The 20023-nt window shown below is 77.0% G+C and carries 1 protein-coding gene; it reads left to right on the top strand.

Annotation, left to right across the window (positions count from 1 at the left end; all coding sequences use genetic code 11):
* Window positions 1–3: 3 nt before the first annotated feature.
* Window positions 4–20004, top strand: coding sequence for a non-ribosomal peptide synthase/polyketide synthase (locus tag AB0L74_RS16135; RefSeq protein ID WP_365651438.1), 20001 nt, complete (start codon window positions 4–6; stop codon window positions 20002–20004).
* Window positions 20005–20023 lie beyond the last annotated feature (19 nt).

Here is a 20023-nt window from a genome sequence, read left to right as displayed (position 1 = left end):
ACCATGACGTCTTCGAAGCGAAACCGCGCCGAGGCCCTGCCCGAGGACCTCAGGGAGGCACTGCGCCGCCGGCTGGCGGGACGTGCCGGGACCGCCCCCGGGGCCACCGTCCGCCAGGGCATCCCCCGCGCCGACCGCACCCGCCCGCTGCCGCTGTCCTTCGCCCAGCAGCGCCTGTGGTTCCTGGACCGGCTGCGCCCCGGCGACGCCCGCTACAACAGCGCCGTCGCGCTGCGCCTCACCGGCGCCCTCGACCGGGACGCCCTCGGGCGCGCCCTGGACACCGTCGTGGCCCGCCACGAGGCCCTGCGGACCACCTTCGAGGAGGGCGAGGACGGGCGCCCCGTCCAGCGCGTCCACGCACCCGGCCCCGTGCCGCTGCCGGTGCGCGACACCGCCCCGCCCAAGACGGAGGCGGCCCTGCTCGACGAGTACGCCCGCCCCTTCGACCTGCGCACCGGCCCGCTGCTGCGCGCCCTGCTGCTGCGCGAGTCCGACCGCGCGCACGTCCTGCTGCTGACGGCCCACCACATCGTCACCGACGGCTGGTCGATGGGCGTGGTCCTGGAGGAACTGTGCACCGCCTACGACGCCCTGGCGCACGGGGAGCCGGTGCGCCTGCCGCCGGTGGAGACGCAGTACCCGGACTTCGCGGTGTGGCAGCGCGAACAGCTCTCCAGGGAGCGCATGGAGCGCGAACTGGCCCACTGGACGGAGCGGCTGCGCGGCGCCGTGCCGCCCGAACTGCCCCTGGACCGCCCGCGCCGCGGCGAGGAGTCCGGGGCGGGCGCGGTGCACACCTTCACCGTCCCCGCCGGCGTCACCGCCCGGCTGCGCGCCCTCGCCGCCGAACAGCACACCACCCTGTTCACCTCCCTGGCCGCCGCCTGCCAGGCGCTGCTGGCCCGCTGGTCCGGGCAGGCCGACACCACCGTCGGCTCCCTGACCCCCGGCCGCTCCCGCACCGACCTGGAGCGGGCCGTCGGCTTCTTCGCCAGCACCGTCGTCCTGCGCACACCGGTGGAGACCGGCGACTCCTTCCGCGCCCTGCTGACGGCCGCCGCCGACACCGTCAACGACGCCTTCGCGCACGGCGACACGCCCTTCGAGCGGCTGGTGGAGGCCGTCGGCGCCTCCCGCGAGGCGGGCCGCAACCCCCTGTTCGACGTGATGGTGCTGCTGCACCCGGCGCCGCCCGCGGCCCCCGCCCTGCGCGACCTCGCCACCGCCCCGGTCGCCGTGCCCCGGCAGGCCGCCACCTTCGACCTCAGTGTCGAGTTCGTGCCGGACGGGGAGCGGCTGACCGGCCTGCTGGAGTACCGCACCGACCTCATCGACACGGACACCGCTCACCGGATGGCCGACCAGTTGCAGCGCCTCCTCGCGGGCGTCGCCGCCGAACCCGACCGCCCCCTCGGCACCCTCCCGCTGCTCTCCGGGGCGGACGTCCGCCGGGTCACCCGGGACTGGAACGACACCGCCCGCCCGGTCCCCGCCACGCTCGTGCCGCGGCTCTTCGAGGAGCGCGCGGCCCGCACCCCGCACGCCACCGCCCTCGTCGCCGGCGGCGAACGCCTCGACTACGCCACCCTCAACGCCCGCGCCAACCGCCTGGCCCACCACCTCATCGCCCGCGGGGCCGGCCCCGAGCGGCTCGTCGCCCTGCGCCTGCCCCGCACCGCCGACATGATCACCGGCATCCTCGCCGTGTGGAAGGCCGGCGCCGCCTATCTCCCCCTCGACCTCGCCCTGCCCGAGGACCGCGTGCGCCACCTCCTCGACGACGCCCGCCCCGCCCTCGTCCTCGACGAGGCCGCGCTGCGCGCCGTCCCCGGCGCCGGCCCGCGGACGGACCCGGCGGACCCCGGCCCCGACACCGACCCCACCGACGCCGACCGGCGCGCCCCCCTCGACCCCGGCCACCCCGCCTACGTCATCCACACCTCCGGCTCCACCGGCCGCCCCAAGGGCGTCGCCGTGGCCCACCGGTCGCTGGCGAACCTGCTCGCCGCGCACCGCGAGGGCTTCGTCGCCGAGGCCGGCGGCGGACCGCTCAACGTGGCGCTCACCGCGTCGTTCTCCTTCGACACCTCGCTGGAGGGCGTGCTGCTGATGGCCGACGGCCACCCGCTGCACCTCGTCGACGAGACGACCCGGCTGGACGCGGCGGCCCTGGTGGAGTACGTCGTCGAGCACCGCGTCGACTTCCTCGACCTGACCCCCTCCTACCTGCGCCAGCTGCTGCCCGCCGGGCTGCTCACCGACGAGCGCCACCGCCCCCGGGTGCTGATGGTCGGCGGCGAGGCCGTCGGACCGGGCCTGTGGCGCGAGCTGGCCGCCCACCGGGACGTCACCGCCTACAACTTCTACGGCCCCACCGAGTGCACCGTCGACGCCCTCGCCTGCCGGATCGAGGGCGAACGCAGACCGCTGGTGGGCCGCCCGCTGCCCAACGTGCGGGCCTACGTCCTCGACGACCGGCTCCAGCCGGTGCCGCCCGGCGTCGGCGGCGAGCTGTACCTGGCGGGCGAGCAGGTGGCCCGCGGCTACCTGGGCCGCCCGGGCCTGACCGCCGCCCGGTTCGTCGCCGATCCGTTCGGGGCGCCGGGCACCCGCATGTACCGCACCGGCGACCTGGCCCGCTGGACCGCGGACGGCCGACTGGACTACCTCGGACGCGCCGACGACCAGGTGAAGGTGCGCGGGCACCGCATCGAGCCCGGCGAGGTCGAGGCGGCCCTGCTGGACCTGCCGGAGCTGACCGCCGCCGCGGTCGTCGCGGTGGCCGACGCGCGCGGCCACACCCGGCTCGCCGCCTACGCGGTCCCCGCCGCCGGGACCGCCGTCCCCGCCGCCTCCGCCCTGCGCGCCGCGATGCGCCGCGTCCTGCCCGACCACATGGTGCCGTCCTCCTTCACCGTCCTCGACGCGCTGCCGCTGACCGTCAGCGGCAAGCTGGACCGCCGCGCCCTGCCCGCCCCCGACTTCGGATCCGGGCCCGGCGAGCGGGAGTACACCGCCCCGCGCACCCCCGCCGAGCGGACGCTGGCCGGGATCTGGGCCGAGGTGCTGGGCGTGGACCGGGTCGGCGTCACCGACAACTTCTTCGAGCTGGGCGGCGACTCCATCCTCAGCATCCAGGCCGTCTCCCGCGCCCGCGCCGCCGGCCTGCGCCTGACCTCCGGGGACGTCTTCCGCCACCAGACCGTCGCCGACCTCGCCGCCGCGGCGGCCCCGCGCACCCCCGTCGCCCCGGTGCCCCGGGCCCCCCGCGTCAGCGGACCGGCACCGCTGACCCCCGTCCAGGAGTGGTTCTTCGCCGCGCACGGCCCGCTGCGCCACTTCAGCATGTCGGTGCTGCTGGACCTGCCCCACGACCTCGACGAGCGGGCGCTGGAGCAGGCGGTGGAGGCGGTGGCCGTCCGCCACCCGGCGCTGCGCACCCGGTTCGCGCGCACCGGCACCACCTGGCGGCAGCACCCCGGCGAGGGCCCGGCCACCGGACTGCTCACCCGCCACGACCTGTCCGCCGCCCCCGACCCGGCCACCGCCCGCGCCCGGGCCGCCGACGCCGCCCGCGCCGCCCTCGACCCGGCCACCGGCAGCCTTTTCCGGGCCGCCCTGCTGCTGCCCGCCCCGGGCGAGCGCCCGCAACTGTTCCTGACCGCCCATCACCTCGCCGTGGACGGCGTCTCCTGGCGCGTGCTCCTCACCGGCCTGGAGCGGGCCTACCGGCAGGCGGCCGCGGGCGGACCCGTCCGGCTCGCGCCGGAGCAGACCCCCTTCGCCGCCTGGGCCGCCCACCTGTCCGAGCGGGTGCGGGCCGGCGACCTCGACGCCGACCTGCCGTACTGGACGGCCGAGGCCGCCCAGCCGCGCACCCCGCTGCCCGTCGACCGGCCCGGCACGCCGCGCGCCGCGTCGGTGCGCACCGTCCGCACCCGGGTGGACCGCCCCACCACCGAGGCGCTGCTGCGCCGGGTGCCCGGCGTCTACCGCACCCAGGTCAACGACGTCCTGCTCAGCGCCCTCGGCCGGGTGCTCGCCGACTGGGCGGGCGCCGACCGGATCACCGTCGCGCTGGAGGGACACGGCCGGGAGGACGTCGGCGAGCCGCACGACCTCTCGGGCACTGTGGGCTGGTTCACCACCCAGTACCCGGTCACCCTCACCCCGGCCGGCCCGGCCGGCGCGCCCGACTGGGGCGCCACGCTGAAGGCGGTCAAGGAGCGGCTGCGGGCCGTGCCCCGGCGCGGCCTGAGCCATGAGGCGCTGGCCCGGCTCGGCTCGCCCGACCCCGCCGCCCGCGCGCTGCGTGAGGTGCCGCTGCCCCAGGTGTCCTTCACCTACCACGGCCAGTGGGAGACGCCCGGCTCCGGGGAGTTCGCCCAGGCCGCCGAGGTGCCCGGCCGGGAGATCGCCGCCGACGAGCCCCTGGACCACCTGCTGGACGTCTCCGCCGCCGTCGTCGACGGCGCGCTGGAGATCACCTGGCACTACAGCGAAGAGGTCCACGACGAGCCGACCGTACGGCGGCTCGCGGACGGCATGGCCGCGGCGCTGGCCGCGATCACCGAGCACTGCGCCCGCCCGGACGCCGGCGGCCGCACCCCGTCCGACTTCCCGCTGGCCCGCCTCGACCAGGCCGCCGTGGACCGGCTGGCCGGCGACGGGCGCGGCGTGGAGGACCTCCTGCCGCTGACCCCGCTCCAGGAGGGCATGCTCTTCCACCGCCTGGTCGGCGGCGGCGACGACGTCTACGTGGACCAGGCCGCGCTGCTGCTGCGGGGCGTGGCCGACCCGCACGCCTTCGCCCTCGCCTGGCAGCGGGTGACCGACCGCACCCCCGCGCTGCGCACCTCGGTGGTCTGGGAGGATGTGCCCGTACCGCTGCAGATCGTGCACCGGCGCGTCGAGGTGCCCGTCACCCACCTGGACTGGCGGGAGGTGGACCCCGGCGAGCACGCCGAGCGGCTGGACCGGCTGCGCGAGGCCGACCTGGCCCGCGGCATCGACCTCGACACCGCCCCGCTGATGCGGCTGACCCTCGTCCGGCTGCCCGACGCCGAGCTGCGGCTGCTGTGGACCTCGCACCACCTGATCCTGGACGGCTGGAGCCTGGCGCAGGTGCTCACCGAGGTCTGCGAGGAGTACGCCGCCCTGACCACCGGCGGCGAGAGCCGGCCGCCGGTGCGCCGCCCCTTCGGCGACTACGTGCGCTGGCTCGCCGAGCAGGACGCCGGTGCCGCCCGCGACCACTGGCGGGGCGTGCTCGCCGGATTCGCCACCCCCACCCCGCTGCCCGCGGGCGGAGCGCCGCGCGAGACCCACCGGACCCGGTCGGCGGCCGTGCACACGGCCGGACTCTCCGACGCGGTTTCCGAGCGGCTGGCCCGCACCGCGCGGGAAACCGGGCTCACCCTGAGCACCGTCGTGCAGGGCGCCTGGGCGCTGCTGCTCGCCCGCTACGGCGCCGAGGAGGACGTGGTGTTCGGCACCACCGTCTCCGGCCGTCCCGACGACCTGCCCGGCGCCGAGTCCATGGTCGGCATGTTCATCAACACGCTGCCCACCCGGGTCCGCGTGGACGCCCACCGCCCGGCCGCCGACTGGCTGCGCGAACTCCAGCGGGCCCAGGCCGACGCCCGCCGGTTCGCCGCCGTGTCCCTGGCCGAGCTGACCTCGCTGAGCGACGTGCCGCCGGGCAGCCCGCTGTTCCACACCATGGTCGCCTTCGAGAACTACCCCTTCGACGAGGCCCGCACGGCCACCTCCGGCGTGCGCCTGGCCGGTGTCGACTCCCGCGACGCCACCAACTACCCGCTGGTGCTGCGCGCCTACCAGGGCGAGCGCATCGGCTTCGACCTCGCCTACGACCCCGGCCTGCTCGACCCCGGCACCGTGCGGGATCTGGCTGCCCGGCTCTGCCTGCTGCTGACGGGGATCGCCGACGACCTCGACCGTCCGCTGCGCGCCCTGCCCTGGACGACCGCCGAGGAGCGGCGCCTGCCGGCGGCCGAGGGCGACGGCACCGCGCACGGCCGCCCCGGCCGGACACTGGTGGACCTCTTCGAGGAGCAGGCCGCCCGCACCCCCGGCGCCCTCGCCGTCACCTGCGCCGGCGCACACCTGGACTACGCCACGCTCGATGCCCTCGCCAACCGCCTGGCCCACCGGCTCGCCGAGGCCGGCGCCCGGCCGGAGCGCTACGTCGCGCTGGCCCTGCCCCGCGGCCTGGACCAGGTCGTGGCGATCCTCGCGGTACTGAAGACCGGCGCCGCCTACCTGCCCGTCGACCCCTCCGTGCCCGCCGAGCGGCTGGCCGCCGTCCTCGACGACGCACGCCCCGTGGCGCTGGTGACGACCACGCGGACCGCAACCGGAGCCGAGGGCGCCGCCGTGCCCGTGCTGGCGCTGGACGACACCCTGGTGGCCGCCGACCTCGCCGGCCGCCCGGCCACCGGCCCGGACCCCGCCCGCCGGCCCCTGCCGGAGCATCCCGCCTACGCCATCTACACCTCCGGCTCCACCGGCCGCCCCAAGGGCGTCGTCGTGCCGCACGCCAACGTGGTGCGCCTGTTCACCCGCACCGCGCACTGGTTCGGCTTCGGCCCCCAGGACGTGTGGACGCTGTTCCACTCCTACGCCTTCGACTTCTCCGTCTGGGAGCTGTGGGGCGCGCTGCTGCACGGCGGGCGGCTCGTCGTCGTCCCCGAGGACGTCGCCCGCTCCCCGGAGGACTTCCTGCGGCTGCTGGCCGACGAACGGGTCACCGTCCTCAACCAGACCCCGTCCGCCTTCTACCCCCTCACCCGCGCCGACGCCGAACACCCGCGGACCGGGGACCGGCTGGCCCTGCGCATGGTGATCTTCGGCGGCGAGGCACTGGACACCGGACGGCTCGCCGGCTGGTACGCGCGGCACCCCGAGGACGCGCCGCGCCTGGTCAACATGTACGGCATCACCGAGACGACCGTGCACGTGACCTACGCCCCGCTGGACGGCGCCACCGCCGCCAGCGGCGGCGCGAGCCCCATCGGCACCGGCATCCCCGACCTGCGGGTGTACGTCCTCGACGGCACCCTGGCTCCCGTACCGCCCGGCGCGGTGGGGGAGATGTACGTGGCGGGGGAGGGACTGGCCCGCGGCTACCTCGACCGGCCCGGACTGACCGCGTCCCGCTTCGTCGCCGACCCGTTCGGGACGCCGGGGACCCGCATGTACCGCACCGGCGACCTGGCCCGGCGGCGCGCCGACGGCACCCTGGAGTACCTGGGCCGCGCCGACCAGCAGGTCAAGATCCGCGGCTACCGCATCGAGCCCGGCGAGATCGAGGCCGCCCTGCACACCCACCCGGGCGTCGGCGCGGCCGCCGTCGGCGTCCACGAGGACGCCGGGGGCACCCGGCGGCTGGTCGCCCACGTCGTGGGCACCGGCAGCGGGGACGGCGCCGCCGCCCCGCCCTCCGCCGCCGAGCTGCGCGCCCACCTGGAGCGCCTGCTTCCCGCCCACATGGTGCCCGCCGCCTACGTACCGCTGCCCGCACTGCCGCTCACCGTCAACGGCAAACTCGACCGGCGCGCCCTGCCCGCCCCCGGCCCGGACGGCTTCGCCGCCACCGGCGACCGCGTCCCGCCGCGCACCCCCGCCGAACGACTCGTCGCCGCCGCCTGGGCGGACGTCCTGGACACCGAGGAGGTCGGCGCCGACGACGACTTCTTCGCCCTCGGCGGCGACTCCCTGCTCGCCGTGCGCGTCACCGCACGGCTGCGCGCGGCCTTCGGCGCGGACGTCTCGCCCCGGCTGCTGTTCACCCACCCGACGGTCGCCGCGCTCGCCGCCGAGCTCGGCGAACCGGCCGGGACCCCGGCCGAGGCGATACCGGCCGCGGACCCGGACGCCCCGGCCCCGCTGTCGTACGCCCAGCAACGCCTGTGGTTCCTCGACCGTTTCGAGCCGGGCGGCACCGAGTACACCACGCTGTCCGTGCTGCGGCTGCGCGGCCCGCTCGACGAGAGCGCCCTGCGCACCGCCCTGGACGGCCTGGTGGCCCGGCACGAGGCCCTGCGCACCACGTTCGCCGAACAGGACGGCCACGCCCGGCAGGTGATCCACCCGCCCCGCCCCGTCCCGCTGCCGGCCGACGACCTGACCGGCCGGGGCGAGCAGGCCCTCGACGCGCTGATCGAACGGGAGGCCGCCACCGCCTTCGACCTGGCGGCCGGCCCGCTGCTGCGCGCCCGCCTCGCCCGCCTGGCCCCCGGCGAGCACGTGCTCGTCCTCGCCGTGCACCACATCGTCACCGACGGCTGGTCCGTCGCCGTCCTCGGCCGCGACCTGGGCGAGCTGTACGCGGCAGCCCTCGACCAGCGCGCCCCCGACCTTCCCGAACTGCCCGTCCGCTACGCCGACTTCGCCGCCTGGCAGCGCGCGCGCACCGACCGGGCCGAGCGGGACCTCGCCCACTGGCGGCGGACCCTGGACGGGCTGGCCCCGCTGGAGCTGCCCACCGACCGGCCCCGGCCCGCCGTCCGCACCCGCGACGGCGCCCTGGTCACCTTCCACCTGCCGCCCGAGCTGACCGACCGGCTGCGCGCGACGGGCCGCTCCGCCGACGCCACCCTCTACATGACGCTGCTGACCGCCTGCCAGATCCTGCTGGCCCGCTGGTCCGAGCAGGAGGACATCGCCGTCGGCACCGTCACCGCCGGACGCGAGCGCGCCGAACTGCACGACGTGGTCGGCATGTTCGTCAACACCCTGGTGCTGCGCGGCCGGGTCCGTCCCGAGCTGTCGTTCCGGGAGCTGCTGCGGCGGGCCCGCACCACCGTGCTGGACGCCTTCGCCCACCAGGAAGTGCCCTTCGAGCAGCTGGTGGACGCCCTCCAGCCCGAGCGGGACACCAGCCGCACCCCGCTGTTCCAGGTCATGGTCGCCCTGCACAACCTGGGCGCCCAGGCGCCCGCCCTGCCCGGCCTGGACGTCGAACCGGTCACCCCGCCGGTCCGGCACGCCACCTTCGACCTCTCCTTCGACTTCGTCGAACGGGACGGCGGCCTCACCGGCTATCTGGAGTACAGCACCGGCCTGTTCGACGCGGACACCGCAGAACGCCTCGCCGGCCGGCTCCGGCTGCTGCTCCAGGCCGCCGCCGAGGACCCGGACCGCCCGGCCGGCGCCCTTCCGCTGCTCACCGAGGCCGAGCGGCACCACGTCCTGCACGCGTGGCAGGGCGCCCCGCTGCCGGTACCGGACACCACCTTCACCGCCCTGTTCGAGGCGCAGGCCGCCCGCACCCCGGCCGCGACCGCCGTGGCGGCCCGCGACACCACCTACGACTTCGCCGCGCTCAACACCCGCGCCAACCGCCTCGCCCACCACCTCATCGCCCTCGGGGCCGGCCCCGAGGACGTGGTCGCCGTACGCCTGCCGCGCACCGGCGACGCCCTGGTCGCGCTGCTGGCGGTGCTCAAGGCGGGCGCCGCCCTCCAGTGGATCGACCCGGAGCTGCCCGCCGCACGCGTGACGGCGCTGCTGGAGGACACCGGGGCCCGGACGGTGCTGACCCCCGACGCCCTGGGCGCGGTGCCCTGGGACCGGCTGCCCGCCCACGACCCCACCGACGCCGACCGCCGCCGCCCGCTCAGCCCGCACAACACCGCGTACGTCATCCACACCTCCGGCTCCACCGGCCGCCCCAAGGGCGTCGCCGTCGAACACCGCCAGCTCGTCAGCCTCTGCCTCGACCACCGCGACGGCCTCCTCGCCCCGCACACCGCCGACGGCCGGCGGCTGCGCGCCGCGCTCAGCGCCTCCTTCTCCTTCGACACCTCCTGGGAGGGACCGCTGCTGCTGGCCCTCGGCCACCAGGTGCACCTGATCGACGAGGACACCCGCCTGGACCCGGAGGCGTTCTGCGCGCAGATCGCCGACCGGGAACTCGACTTCGTCAACGTCACCCCGTCCTTCCTGCGCGAACTCCTCACCGCCGGCCTCCTCGCCCCCGGCCGCCACCACCCGCGCCTGCTGCTCGTCGGCGGCGAGGCGGTCGACGCCGCCACCTGGCGGGAGCTGCGCGCGGCGCGGGACCTCGGCGTGCACGCGTACAACATGTACGGCCCCACCGAGACCACCGTCGACGCGGTCTACGGCCCCTGCGCGGACGGCCCCGGCCGGCCGGTCATCGGCCGCCCCGGCCGGGGCCTGCGCGCCTACGTCCTCGACGGCGCCCTGCGGCCGGTGCCGCCCGGCATGCCCGGCGAGCTGTACCTGGCCGGAGCCCAGGTGGCCCGCGGCTATCTGAACCGGCCCGGGCAGACCGCCGCCCGCTTCCTCGCCGACCCGTTCGGCGCGCCGGGGGAGCGGATGTACCGCACCGGCGACCGCGCCCGCTGGGACGCCGAGGGACGGCTGGAGTTCCTCGGCCGGGCCGACGAGCAGGTCAAGATCCGCGGCTTCCGCATCGAGCCCGGCGAGGTGGAGGCCGCGCTCCTCGCCCACCCGGACGTCGCCGACGCGGCCGTGGCCGCCCGCGAACACGCGGGCCGCGCCCTGCTCGCCGCCTATCTGGTGCCCGCCGGGGACCGCGTCCCGCCCGCCGACGCACTGCGCGTGTGGCTGCGCCGTACCCTGCCCGGCCACATGGTGCCCGCCGCGTTCGTGCCGCTCGCCCGCATCCCGCGCACCAGCAGCGGCAAGACCGACCGGCGCGCGCTGCCCGCACCGCCGGCGCAGCCCGACAGCACCACCCCGTACGTGGCGCCGCGCCCCGGCACCGAGGAGGAACTGGCGGCGATCTGGGCACAGGTCCTCGGCGTCGAACGGGTCGGCGCGCGGGACAACTTCTTCACTCTCGGCGGCGACTCGATCCTCAGCATCCAGATCGTCTCCCGCGCCCGCGCCGCCGGCCTCGCCCTGACGACCAAGGACGTCTTCCGCCACCAGACGGTCGCCGAACTCGCCCTGTCGGTCACCGAAACGGCCCCCCGGCCCACCGCGGCCCAGGCACCGTCCGAGGCACCGCTCACCCCCATCCAGCACTGGTACCTCGACGACCGCCGCCCGGGCGACCGCCTGCGCTTCACCATGACCCAGCGCCTGCGCCTGGCCCCCGGCACGGACGCCGAGGCGCTCCAGCGGGCGGTCGAGGCCCTCGTACGCCACCACCCGGCCCTGCGCACCCGGTTCCGGCACACGGCGGACGGCTGGCGCCAAGAAGTCCTGCCCGAGGCCCCGGACGGTGTCTTCACCCGCCACACCGGGCCGGCGGGGGAGGAGGAGGTCCAGCGCGCGGCGGACACCGCGCAGCGCTCCCTCGACCCGGCCCGGGGGCGGATGGCACGGGCCCTGCTCTTCGACGGCGACCCCGCCCAGCTGGTCCTCACCCTCCACCACCTGGCCGTCGACGGCGTCTCCTGGCGCATCCTGCTCGCCGACCTGGAGACCGCCTACCGCGACGCCGCGGCCGGCCGGCCCGTCGCCCTGCCCCCGGCGGGCACGGCGTACACCACCTGGGCGACCCGGCTGGAGGAGCACACCCGCTCCGGAGCCCTCGACGCCGACCTGGCGTACTGGACCCGCGCCTGCGCCGCCCCGGCCGCCCTGCCCCCCGGCCGGCCCGGCCCCAACACCCACGGCACCGCCGCCACCCTCACCGTGACGCTGGAGCCCGAGGAGACCGACGCGCTGCTGCGCCGCGTCCCCGACTCCTACCGCACCCAGGTCAACGACGTGCTGCTGAGCGCGCTGGGCCGCGCCCTGGCCCGCTGGTGCGGACGCGACACCGTCCTGGTCGGCGTCGAGGGGCACGGCCGGGAGGACCTCGGCGACGGCTTCGAGGCGGACCTGTCGCGCACGGTCGGCTGGTTCACCGCCGAGTTCCCCCTCGCCCTGACCGTCGCGCCCGGCGCCGGCTGGCACCACACCCTGCGCTCGGTCAAGGAGCAGCTGCGCGCGGTGCCGCGCCGCGGACTGAGCCACGGCGCCCTGCGCCACCTCGTGCCCGGCAGCCCGCTGGCCGGTGCCCCGCGACCCCGGGTCGGCTTCAACTACCACGGCCGGTGGGACGCGGGCGGCACGGACGGCGGACTGCTGCGGGCCGCGCTGCCCCCGGCCGGCCGCGACACCGACCCCGACGAGGAACGCCCCTACCTGCTGGACGTCACCGGCGTCGTCCAGGACGGCCGCCTCGAACTCGGCTGGACCTACCCGCCCGCCGTCTACGACGAGTCCGTCGTGCGCCGCCTCGCCGAGGACATGCGCGCGGCGCTGCGCGAGATCGTCGCCCACTGCGCCCGCCCGGACACCGGCGGCCGCAGCCCCTCCGACTTCCCGCTCGCCGGCCTCACCCAGGACCAGCTCGACCGCCTCGTCGGCGACGGACGGCACGTGGCCGACGTGCTGCCGCTGACCCCGTTGCAGTCCGGCATGCTCTTCCACGGCCTGGTCGACACCGCGGGCGCCTACTTCGACCGCATCGCGGTACGGCTCTCCGGCGTCGCGGACCCGCGGGCCTTCGCCGCCGCCTGGCAGCAGGTCGCCGACCACACCCCGGCCCTGCGCACCAGCGTCCACTGGCGGGGCCTGCCGCACCCGGTCCAGGTCGTCCACCGCGAGGCGGACCTGCCCGTCACCCACCTCGACTGGCGGGCGCTGACGCCCCGGCGGCGCGCCGAGGCGACCGAACGGCTCCTCGCCGAGGACCACGCCGCCGGTATGGACCTCACCCGCGCCCCGCTCACCCGGCTCACCCTGGCCGCCCTGCCCGGCGACGAGGTGCTGCTCGTGTGGTCCACCCACCACATCGTCCTCGACGGCTGGAGCACCGGCCAGTTGCTCACCGAGGTGTGCGAGCGCTACGCCGCCCTCACCGGCGGCCCCGCCGCGGCGCCGCCGGCGCGCAGACCGTTCGCGGACTTCCTGCGCTGGCTCGCCGAGCGGGAGGAGAAGGACGCCGCCGCGGCCGAGCGGTACTGGGCCGACGCCCTCGCCGGCTTCACCGCCCGCACCCCGCTGCCCTACGACCGCACCCCCGCCGAGGCGCACCGCGCCCGCTCCGCCGCCGCCGTCCACCGCGAACTGGACGAGCACCTCTCGCGGCGGCTGCGGGAGACGGCCGCCCGCGCCGGGCTCACCGTCAACACCGTCGTCCAGGGCGCCTGGGCGCTGCTGCTGGCCCGCACCAGCGGACGGCACGACGTGGTGTTCGGCACCACCGTCTCCGGACGCCCGGCCGAACTCCCCGGCGTCGAGACGATGATCGGCATGTTCATCAACACCGTGCCCACCCGGGTGCGGGTGCCGTCCGGCCGTGTACGGGACTGGCTGCGCGGCGTGCAGGAGGAACAGAGCGCGGCCCGGCACCACGACTTCCTCGCCCTGCCCCGCATCCACGCCGTCAGCGACGTCCCGGCGGGGGAGGCGCTCTTCGACAGCATGGTGGTCTTCGAGAACTACCCCGTCGACGAGTCCGCCACCGCCCGCACCGGCGTGGCCGTCGAGGAGGTGCGCGCCGACGACGCCACCACTTTCCCCCTGTGCCTGCGCGCCCACCTCGGCGACCGGCTCGGCTTCGACCTCGCCTACGACGCCGCGCTGTTCGACACCGCCACGGTGGAACGCGCCGCGGCCCGGCTCTCCGTCCTGCTCGCCGCGCTCGCCGCCGGACTCGACGGCGATATCGACGACCTGGAGCTGCTGACCGCGCAGGACCGGCGCGTGCTGGAGGGGTGGAACACCACCGCCCGCAGCCTCCCGCCGCGCAGCCCGGTCGGCCTCTTCGCGGACCAGGCCCGGCGCACCCCCGGCGCCGTCGCGGTCCGCGACGGCGACCGGGAGCTGACGTACCGCCGGCTCGACGAGTGGTCCGACCGGGTGGCCGCCCGCCTGCTGGCGGACGGGCTGGCCCCCGAGGACCGCGTCGCCCTGGTCATGGACCGCGGCGCCGAACTCGTCGTCGCCCAGCTCGCGGTGGTCAAGGCGGGCGGCGCCTACGTCCCGGTGGACGCCCGCGCCCCCGAGGAGCGGACCCGGACCCTGCTGGCGCAGGCGGGAGCGACGGCGCGGCTCACGGCGCGGGAGGTGGCCGCCTGCGCGGGGGAGACGCTCACCCGGCCCCTGCCCGCCGCCGACCCCGACCGCCTCGCCTACGTCATGTTCACCTCCGGCTCCACCGGCCGGCCCAAGGCGGTCGCCGTGCGCCACCGGGACGTGGCGTCGCTCGCGACCGACAGCCGGTTCGCTGGCGGGGTGTGCGACCGGGTGCTGCTGCACTCGCCGGTGGCGTTCGACGCGGCCACGTTCGAGGTGTGGGCGCCGCTGCTGACCGGCGGGTGCGTGGTCGTGGCGCCCGGGGAGACCGTGGACGCGGCACTGGTGCGGCGGCTGGCCGCGGACGGCGGCCTGACCGCTGTGTGGCTGACGGCCGGCCTGTTCCGGCTGCTCGCCCAGGACGCCCCGGACTGCTTCGCGGGCCTGCGCCAGGTGTGGACCGGCGGTGACGTGGTCCCCGCGGCGGCCGTACGCCGGGTCCTGGCCGCCTGCCCTGGCCTGACCGTGGTCGACGGCTACGGACCGACGGAGACCACCACCTTCGCCACCGCGCACGCCCTCACCGACGCCGAGGCCGTCCCCGCCACCGTGCCGGTCGGCAGCCCCCTGGACGACCTGCGCGTGTACGTCCTCGACTCCCGGCTGCGTCCCGTCCCGCCGGGCTGCGCCGGTGAGCTGTACGTCTCCGGCGAGGGCGTGGCCCGCGGCTACCTCGGCCGCCCCGGCGACACCGCCGCCCGCTTCCTCGCCGACCCCTGCGGCCCGCCCGGCGCCCGCATGTACCGCACCGGCGACCTCGCCCGGCGCGGCCCGGACGGCACGGTCGAGTTCCTCGGCCGCGCCGACGACCAGGTCAAGATCCGCGGCTTCCGCGTCGAACCCGGCGAGGTGGAGGCGGTCCTGGCCGGCCATCCCGGAGTCACGGACGTCGCGGTGGTGGCCCGCGAGGACCGGCCGGGGACCAGACGGCTGGTGGCCTACGTCGTCGGGGACGCCGGCCGGGACCCGGACGCCCTGCGGGCCCACGCCCGCCGCACCCTGCCCGACTACCTCGTCCCCTCCGCCGTCGTCCCGCTCGCCGCGTTCCCGCTCAGCGCCAACGGCAAGGTGGACCGGGCGGCGCTCCCGGCCCCGGCGGACGAAGCGGAGCGCGGGCGGGGACCGCGCACCGAGCCGCGCACCGAGGCCGAACGCCGCACCGCGCACGCCTTCGCCGAGGTGCTGGGCACCGAACCGCCCGGCGTGGAGGACGACTTCTTCCGGCTGGGCGGCGACTCCCTTCTCAGCATCCGCCTGGCCTCGCGCCTGGCCGAGGCGTTCGGCACCGGCGTCTCACCGCGCGCCGTCTTCGACCACCCCACCCCGGCCGCGCTCGCCGCCTGGCTCACCGCCCCCGGCACCGGCCCGGCGCGGCCCGCCCTGGTGCCGGTGGCCCGCGACACGGCGGCCCCGATGTCGTACGCGCAGCAACGCCTGTGGTTCCTGGAGGAGTTCGCGCCCGGCGGCGCCGAGTACGTCACCGCGCTCGCCCTGCGCCTGCGCGGCACCCTCGACACCGGCGCCCTGGCCCGGGCCCTGCGGGCCGTGGTGGCCCGGCACGAGTCGCTGCGCACCACCTTCGACTCGGCCGACGGCCGCGGCGTGCAGATCACGCACCCGCCGCAGGACGTGCCCCTGCCCCTGCACGACCTGTCCGGCCTGCCCGGAGCCGAACGCGAGGCCCGCCTCGAAGGACTCCTCACCGCCGAACGCACCCGCCCCTTCGACCTGCGCCGCGGCCCGCTGCTGCGCGCCGCGCTGGTGCGGCTGGACGGCGACGACCACGTCCTGGCGCTCGTCGTGCACCACATCGTCACCGACGGCTGGTCCACCGCCGTCCTCACCGGCGACCTGGCCCACTTCTACCGGGCCGAGACAGGCACGGCCGGCGGCGAACTGCCGCCGCTGCCCGTGCAGTACGCCGACTACGCGCACTGGCAGCGCACCGTCCTGGACACCACGGGCGAGGACCACCTGGCGTACTGGAAGGAGCGGCTGGCCGGCGTCGAACCGCTCGACCTGCCCACCGACCGGCCGCGCCCGCCGGTGCGCACCGCGGGCGGCGCCACCACCCGCCTGGTGCTGCCGCCGCGCACCGCCCGCCGCCTGGCCCGGGCCGGACAGGAGCGCGGCGCCACGCTGTTCACCACGCTCGTCGCCGCCGCGCAGGTCTACCTGGCCCGGCTGTCCGGCGGACGGGACATCGCCGTCGGCACCGTCACCGCCGGCCGCGACCTGCCCGAGACGCAGAACCTGGTCGGCTTCTTCGTCAACACCCTGGTCCTGCGCTCCGAGGTGCGGCCCGAGCAGTCCTTCCCGGAGTTCGTCACCGCCGTACGGCGGACGGTGCTCGACGCCTTCGCCCACCAGGACGTGCCCTTCGAACGGGTGGTGGACGAGGTGCAGCCGGTACGCGACACCAGCCGCACCCCGCTGTTCCAGGTGATGGTCGTCCTGCAGAACACGCCCCCCGCCGACCTGGACCTGCCGGGTCTGGAGGTCACCGACGTGGAGACGGAACTGCGGCACGCGGCGTTCGACCTCACCCTGGAGTTCGCCGAGACCGACACCGGCGCGCTGCACGGCCTGCTCACCTACAACACCGACCTGTTCGACCCGGCCACCGCTGAGCGCATGGCCGAACAGCTCGGCACCCTGCTGACCGCCCTCGCCGAGGACCCGCACCGGCCGGTGGGCACCCTGCCGCTCACCACCGACGCCGAGCTCAAGGCCCTGCTCGACCAGGGCCACGGCACCGCACGGCCGGTACCGGCGGCCACGCTCCCGCGGCTGTTCGAACGGCAGGCGGCCCGCACCCCGGACGCGATCGCCCTGAGCGAGGGCGCCCGGCGGTGGACGTACGCCGAGGCGGACCGCGCCGCCAACCGGCTCGCCCACCGGCTCATCGCCCGCGGTGTCGGTCCCGAGGCCGTCGTCGCCCTGGCGCTGCCCCGCGGCGCGGCCACGGTCGTCGCCCAGCTCGCCGTCACCAAGGCCGGCGGCGCCTTCCTCCCCGTCGACCCCGGCTACCCCGAGGAGCGGCGCCGGTTCATGATGCGCGACGCGGGCGCCGTCGCGGTCCTGGACGACCCCGAGGAGGTGTGGGCCGCCGGCGGACCGGACACCGCCCCCACCGACGCCGACCGCACCACCCCGCTCACCCCCGGGCACCCCGCCTACGTCATCTACACCTCGGGCTCCACCGGCACCCCCAAGGGCGTCGTCGTCACCCACAGCGGGCTGGCCGCGTTCGCCGCGGCCGCCGCCGAGCGCTACGCCGCCGGGCCCGGCGACCGGGTGCTGCAATTCGCCTCGCCCAGCTTCGACGCCTCCGTCCTGGAACTGTGCGTCTCCCTGCTCACCGGCGCCACCCTGGTGACCGGCGAGGAGGGCCCGCTGGTCGGCGAACGGCTGGCGCGGGTGCTCGCCGAGCGGCGCGTCAGCCACACGCTGATCCCCCCGGCCGCCCTCGCCACCGTACCGGCCGAGACGGCGACGGCCCTGCCGGAGCTGCGCACCCTGATCGTCGGCGCCGAGGCGTGCCCCGCCGATCTGGTCGACCGGTGGGCCCCCGGCCGCCGGATGATCAACTCGTACGGGCCCACCGAGGCCACCGTGGTCGCCACCTGGACCGGCCCGCTCACCCCCGGGGCGGGCGCCCCGCCGATCGGCCGCCCGGCCGGGGCGACCCGCGTCTACGTCCTCGACGCCGCGCTGCGTCCCGTACCGCCCGGGGTGCTGGGCGAGCTGTACGTGGCGGGCCCGGGCCTGGCCCGCGGTTACCTCGGCCGGCCCGGCCTGACCGCCTCCCGGTTCCTGCCCGACCCGTTCGGGGCGCCGGGGGAGCGGATGTACCGCACCGGGGACCTGGTGCGCTGGGACGCCGGCGGGCAGCTCCGCTTCGCCGGACGCGCCGACGCCCAGGTCAAACTCCGCGGCTTCCGCATCGAGCCGGGCGAGATAGAGGCCGCGCTGCGCCGGACCGCCCGGGTGCGCGACGCGGTGGTCGTGGTACGCGACGACGAGACCACCGGCACGGCACGGCTGGTGGCGTACGTCGTCCCCGCCACCGGAGGCGACCGGCGCCCCGGCGCCCGGCCGCACGACCGGCGGACCGCGCCGCGCGAGGAGACGGCCGCGCCGCGCGAAGAGCCCGCCGGGCTGCGGGAGGAGCTGGCCGGGCACCTGCCCCCGCACATGGTCCCGTCCGTGATCGTCCCGCTCGAGCGGCTGCCGCTCACCCCGAACGGCAAACTGGACCGGAGCGCCCTGCCCGCCCCCGGCCCCGCCGCCGCGCGGGGCGGTCCGCGCACCGCCCCGCGCACGGACACCGAGCGGCGCGTCGCCCGCGTCTGGGCCGACGTCCTCGGCGTGCCGGAGGTCGGCGCCGACGACAACTTCTTCCACCTGGGCGGCGACTCGATCCTCAGCCTCCAGGTGGTGTCCCGGCTGCGCCGCGAGGGGCTGCACATCGCCACCCGGGACCTGTTCACCCACCAGACGGTCGCCGGACTGGCCGCCGTCGTCCGCACCGGGCCGCAGCGCTCCGGTGACGGCCCGGTCAGCGGCGACGTACCGCTCACCCCCATCCAGGAGTGGTTCCTGACCACCCCGCGCGCAGCGCACCACCACTTCAACCAGTCGCTGCTGCTGGAGCTGGACGGCACGCCCGACCCGGCGGCGCTGGAGACGGCCCTCGCCGCCCTGCTCACGCACCATGACGCGCTGCGCATGCGCTTCACCCGGGACGCCGACGGCTGGCACCAGTTCAACCCGCCGCCCGCCGAGGACCGGGACGTCCTCGTCCGCCACGACCTGACGGGCCTCGCCCCCGACGAGGCCGACGCCGCCATGGAGCGGGCCGCCGACGGACTCCACGCCGGCTTCGCCCTGGAACGCGGCCCCCTGCTGCGCGCCGGGCTGTTCACGGGCGGTCCAGGCCGCCCCGCCTTCCTCCTCCTGGTCGCCCACCACCTCGTGGTGGACGCCGTGTCCTGGCGGATCCTGCGCGACGACCTGGAGGCCGCCTACCGGCAGGCGGTGCGGGGCGAGCCGGTCGCGCTGGGGGAGCGCACCACCTCCTACCGGGACTGGGCCCGCGGGCTCGCCGCCCATGTGGCCGGCGGCGGCCTGGACCACGAACTGCCCTACTGGGAGGAGGCGGTGGCCGCCGAACCGGTCCCGGGCCCGGCCCTCTGTGACGCGGGCGAGTCCCGGGCGCTCACCGTCGAACTCGGCGAGGAGGACACCGAGGCCCTGCTGCGGTCCGCGCCCACCGCCTACCGCACCCGTGTCAACGACGTCCTGCTCGCCGCCCTCGCCCTCGCCCTCGCCCGCTGGACCGGCGGGGAGCGGGTCCGCCTGGACCTGGAGGGCCACGGCCGCGAGGACCTGCTGGACGGGGCCGATCTGTCGCGCACCGTCGGCTGGTTCACCACCGTCCACCCGGTCGCGCTGCGCGTCGACGCGCCGGGCGACCTCGGCCCGGGACGCGACTGGCGCGCCCTGGTCAAGTCGGTGCGCCGCCAGCTGCGCGCCGTGCCCGGCAACGGCATCGGCTTCGGCGCCCTGCGCACCTACGGCCCGCCCGAGGTGCGCGAGCGGCTCGGCGGTGCGGCCTCCCACGGCCAGGTGGTGTTCAACTACCTCGGTCAGTGGGACGCCCGCCCGGCCGGCGACGGCGCCCCGGGCAGCGGCCTCATCCGCGCCGAGCACGGCAGCCTCGGCCGGGACCACGACCCCCGTGACGGCGGATCCCACCTGCTGGAGGTGGTCGGCGCGGTGCAGCACGGCCGTCTCGCCTTCACCTGGCACCACCGTCCCGCCGTCCACGACACGGCGACGGTACGGCGCGTCGCCGGGGAGTTCGCCGAGGCGCTGCGGCACATCGCGCGGCACGCGCGGGGGGTGCGCTGAGCATGGGCGGACCCCGGGC

The organism is Streptomyces sp. NPDC052020, from assembly GCF_040680575.1.
Lineage (GTDB): Bacteria > Actinomycetota > Actinomycetes > Streptomycetales > Streptomycetaceae > Streptomyces.
Note: the sequence above shows the minus strand (reverse complement) of the source record. Positions and strands in the feature narration are given on the sequence as shown.

Bases quoted from the DNA above. Each gene is read 5' to 3' on its own strand.
- AB0L74_RS16135 (WP_365651438.1), top strand. From the start codon at position 4: ATGACGTCTTCGAAGCGAAACCGCGCCGAGGCCCTGCCCGAGGACCTC.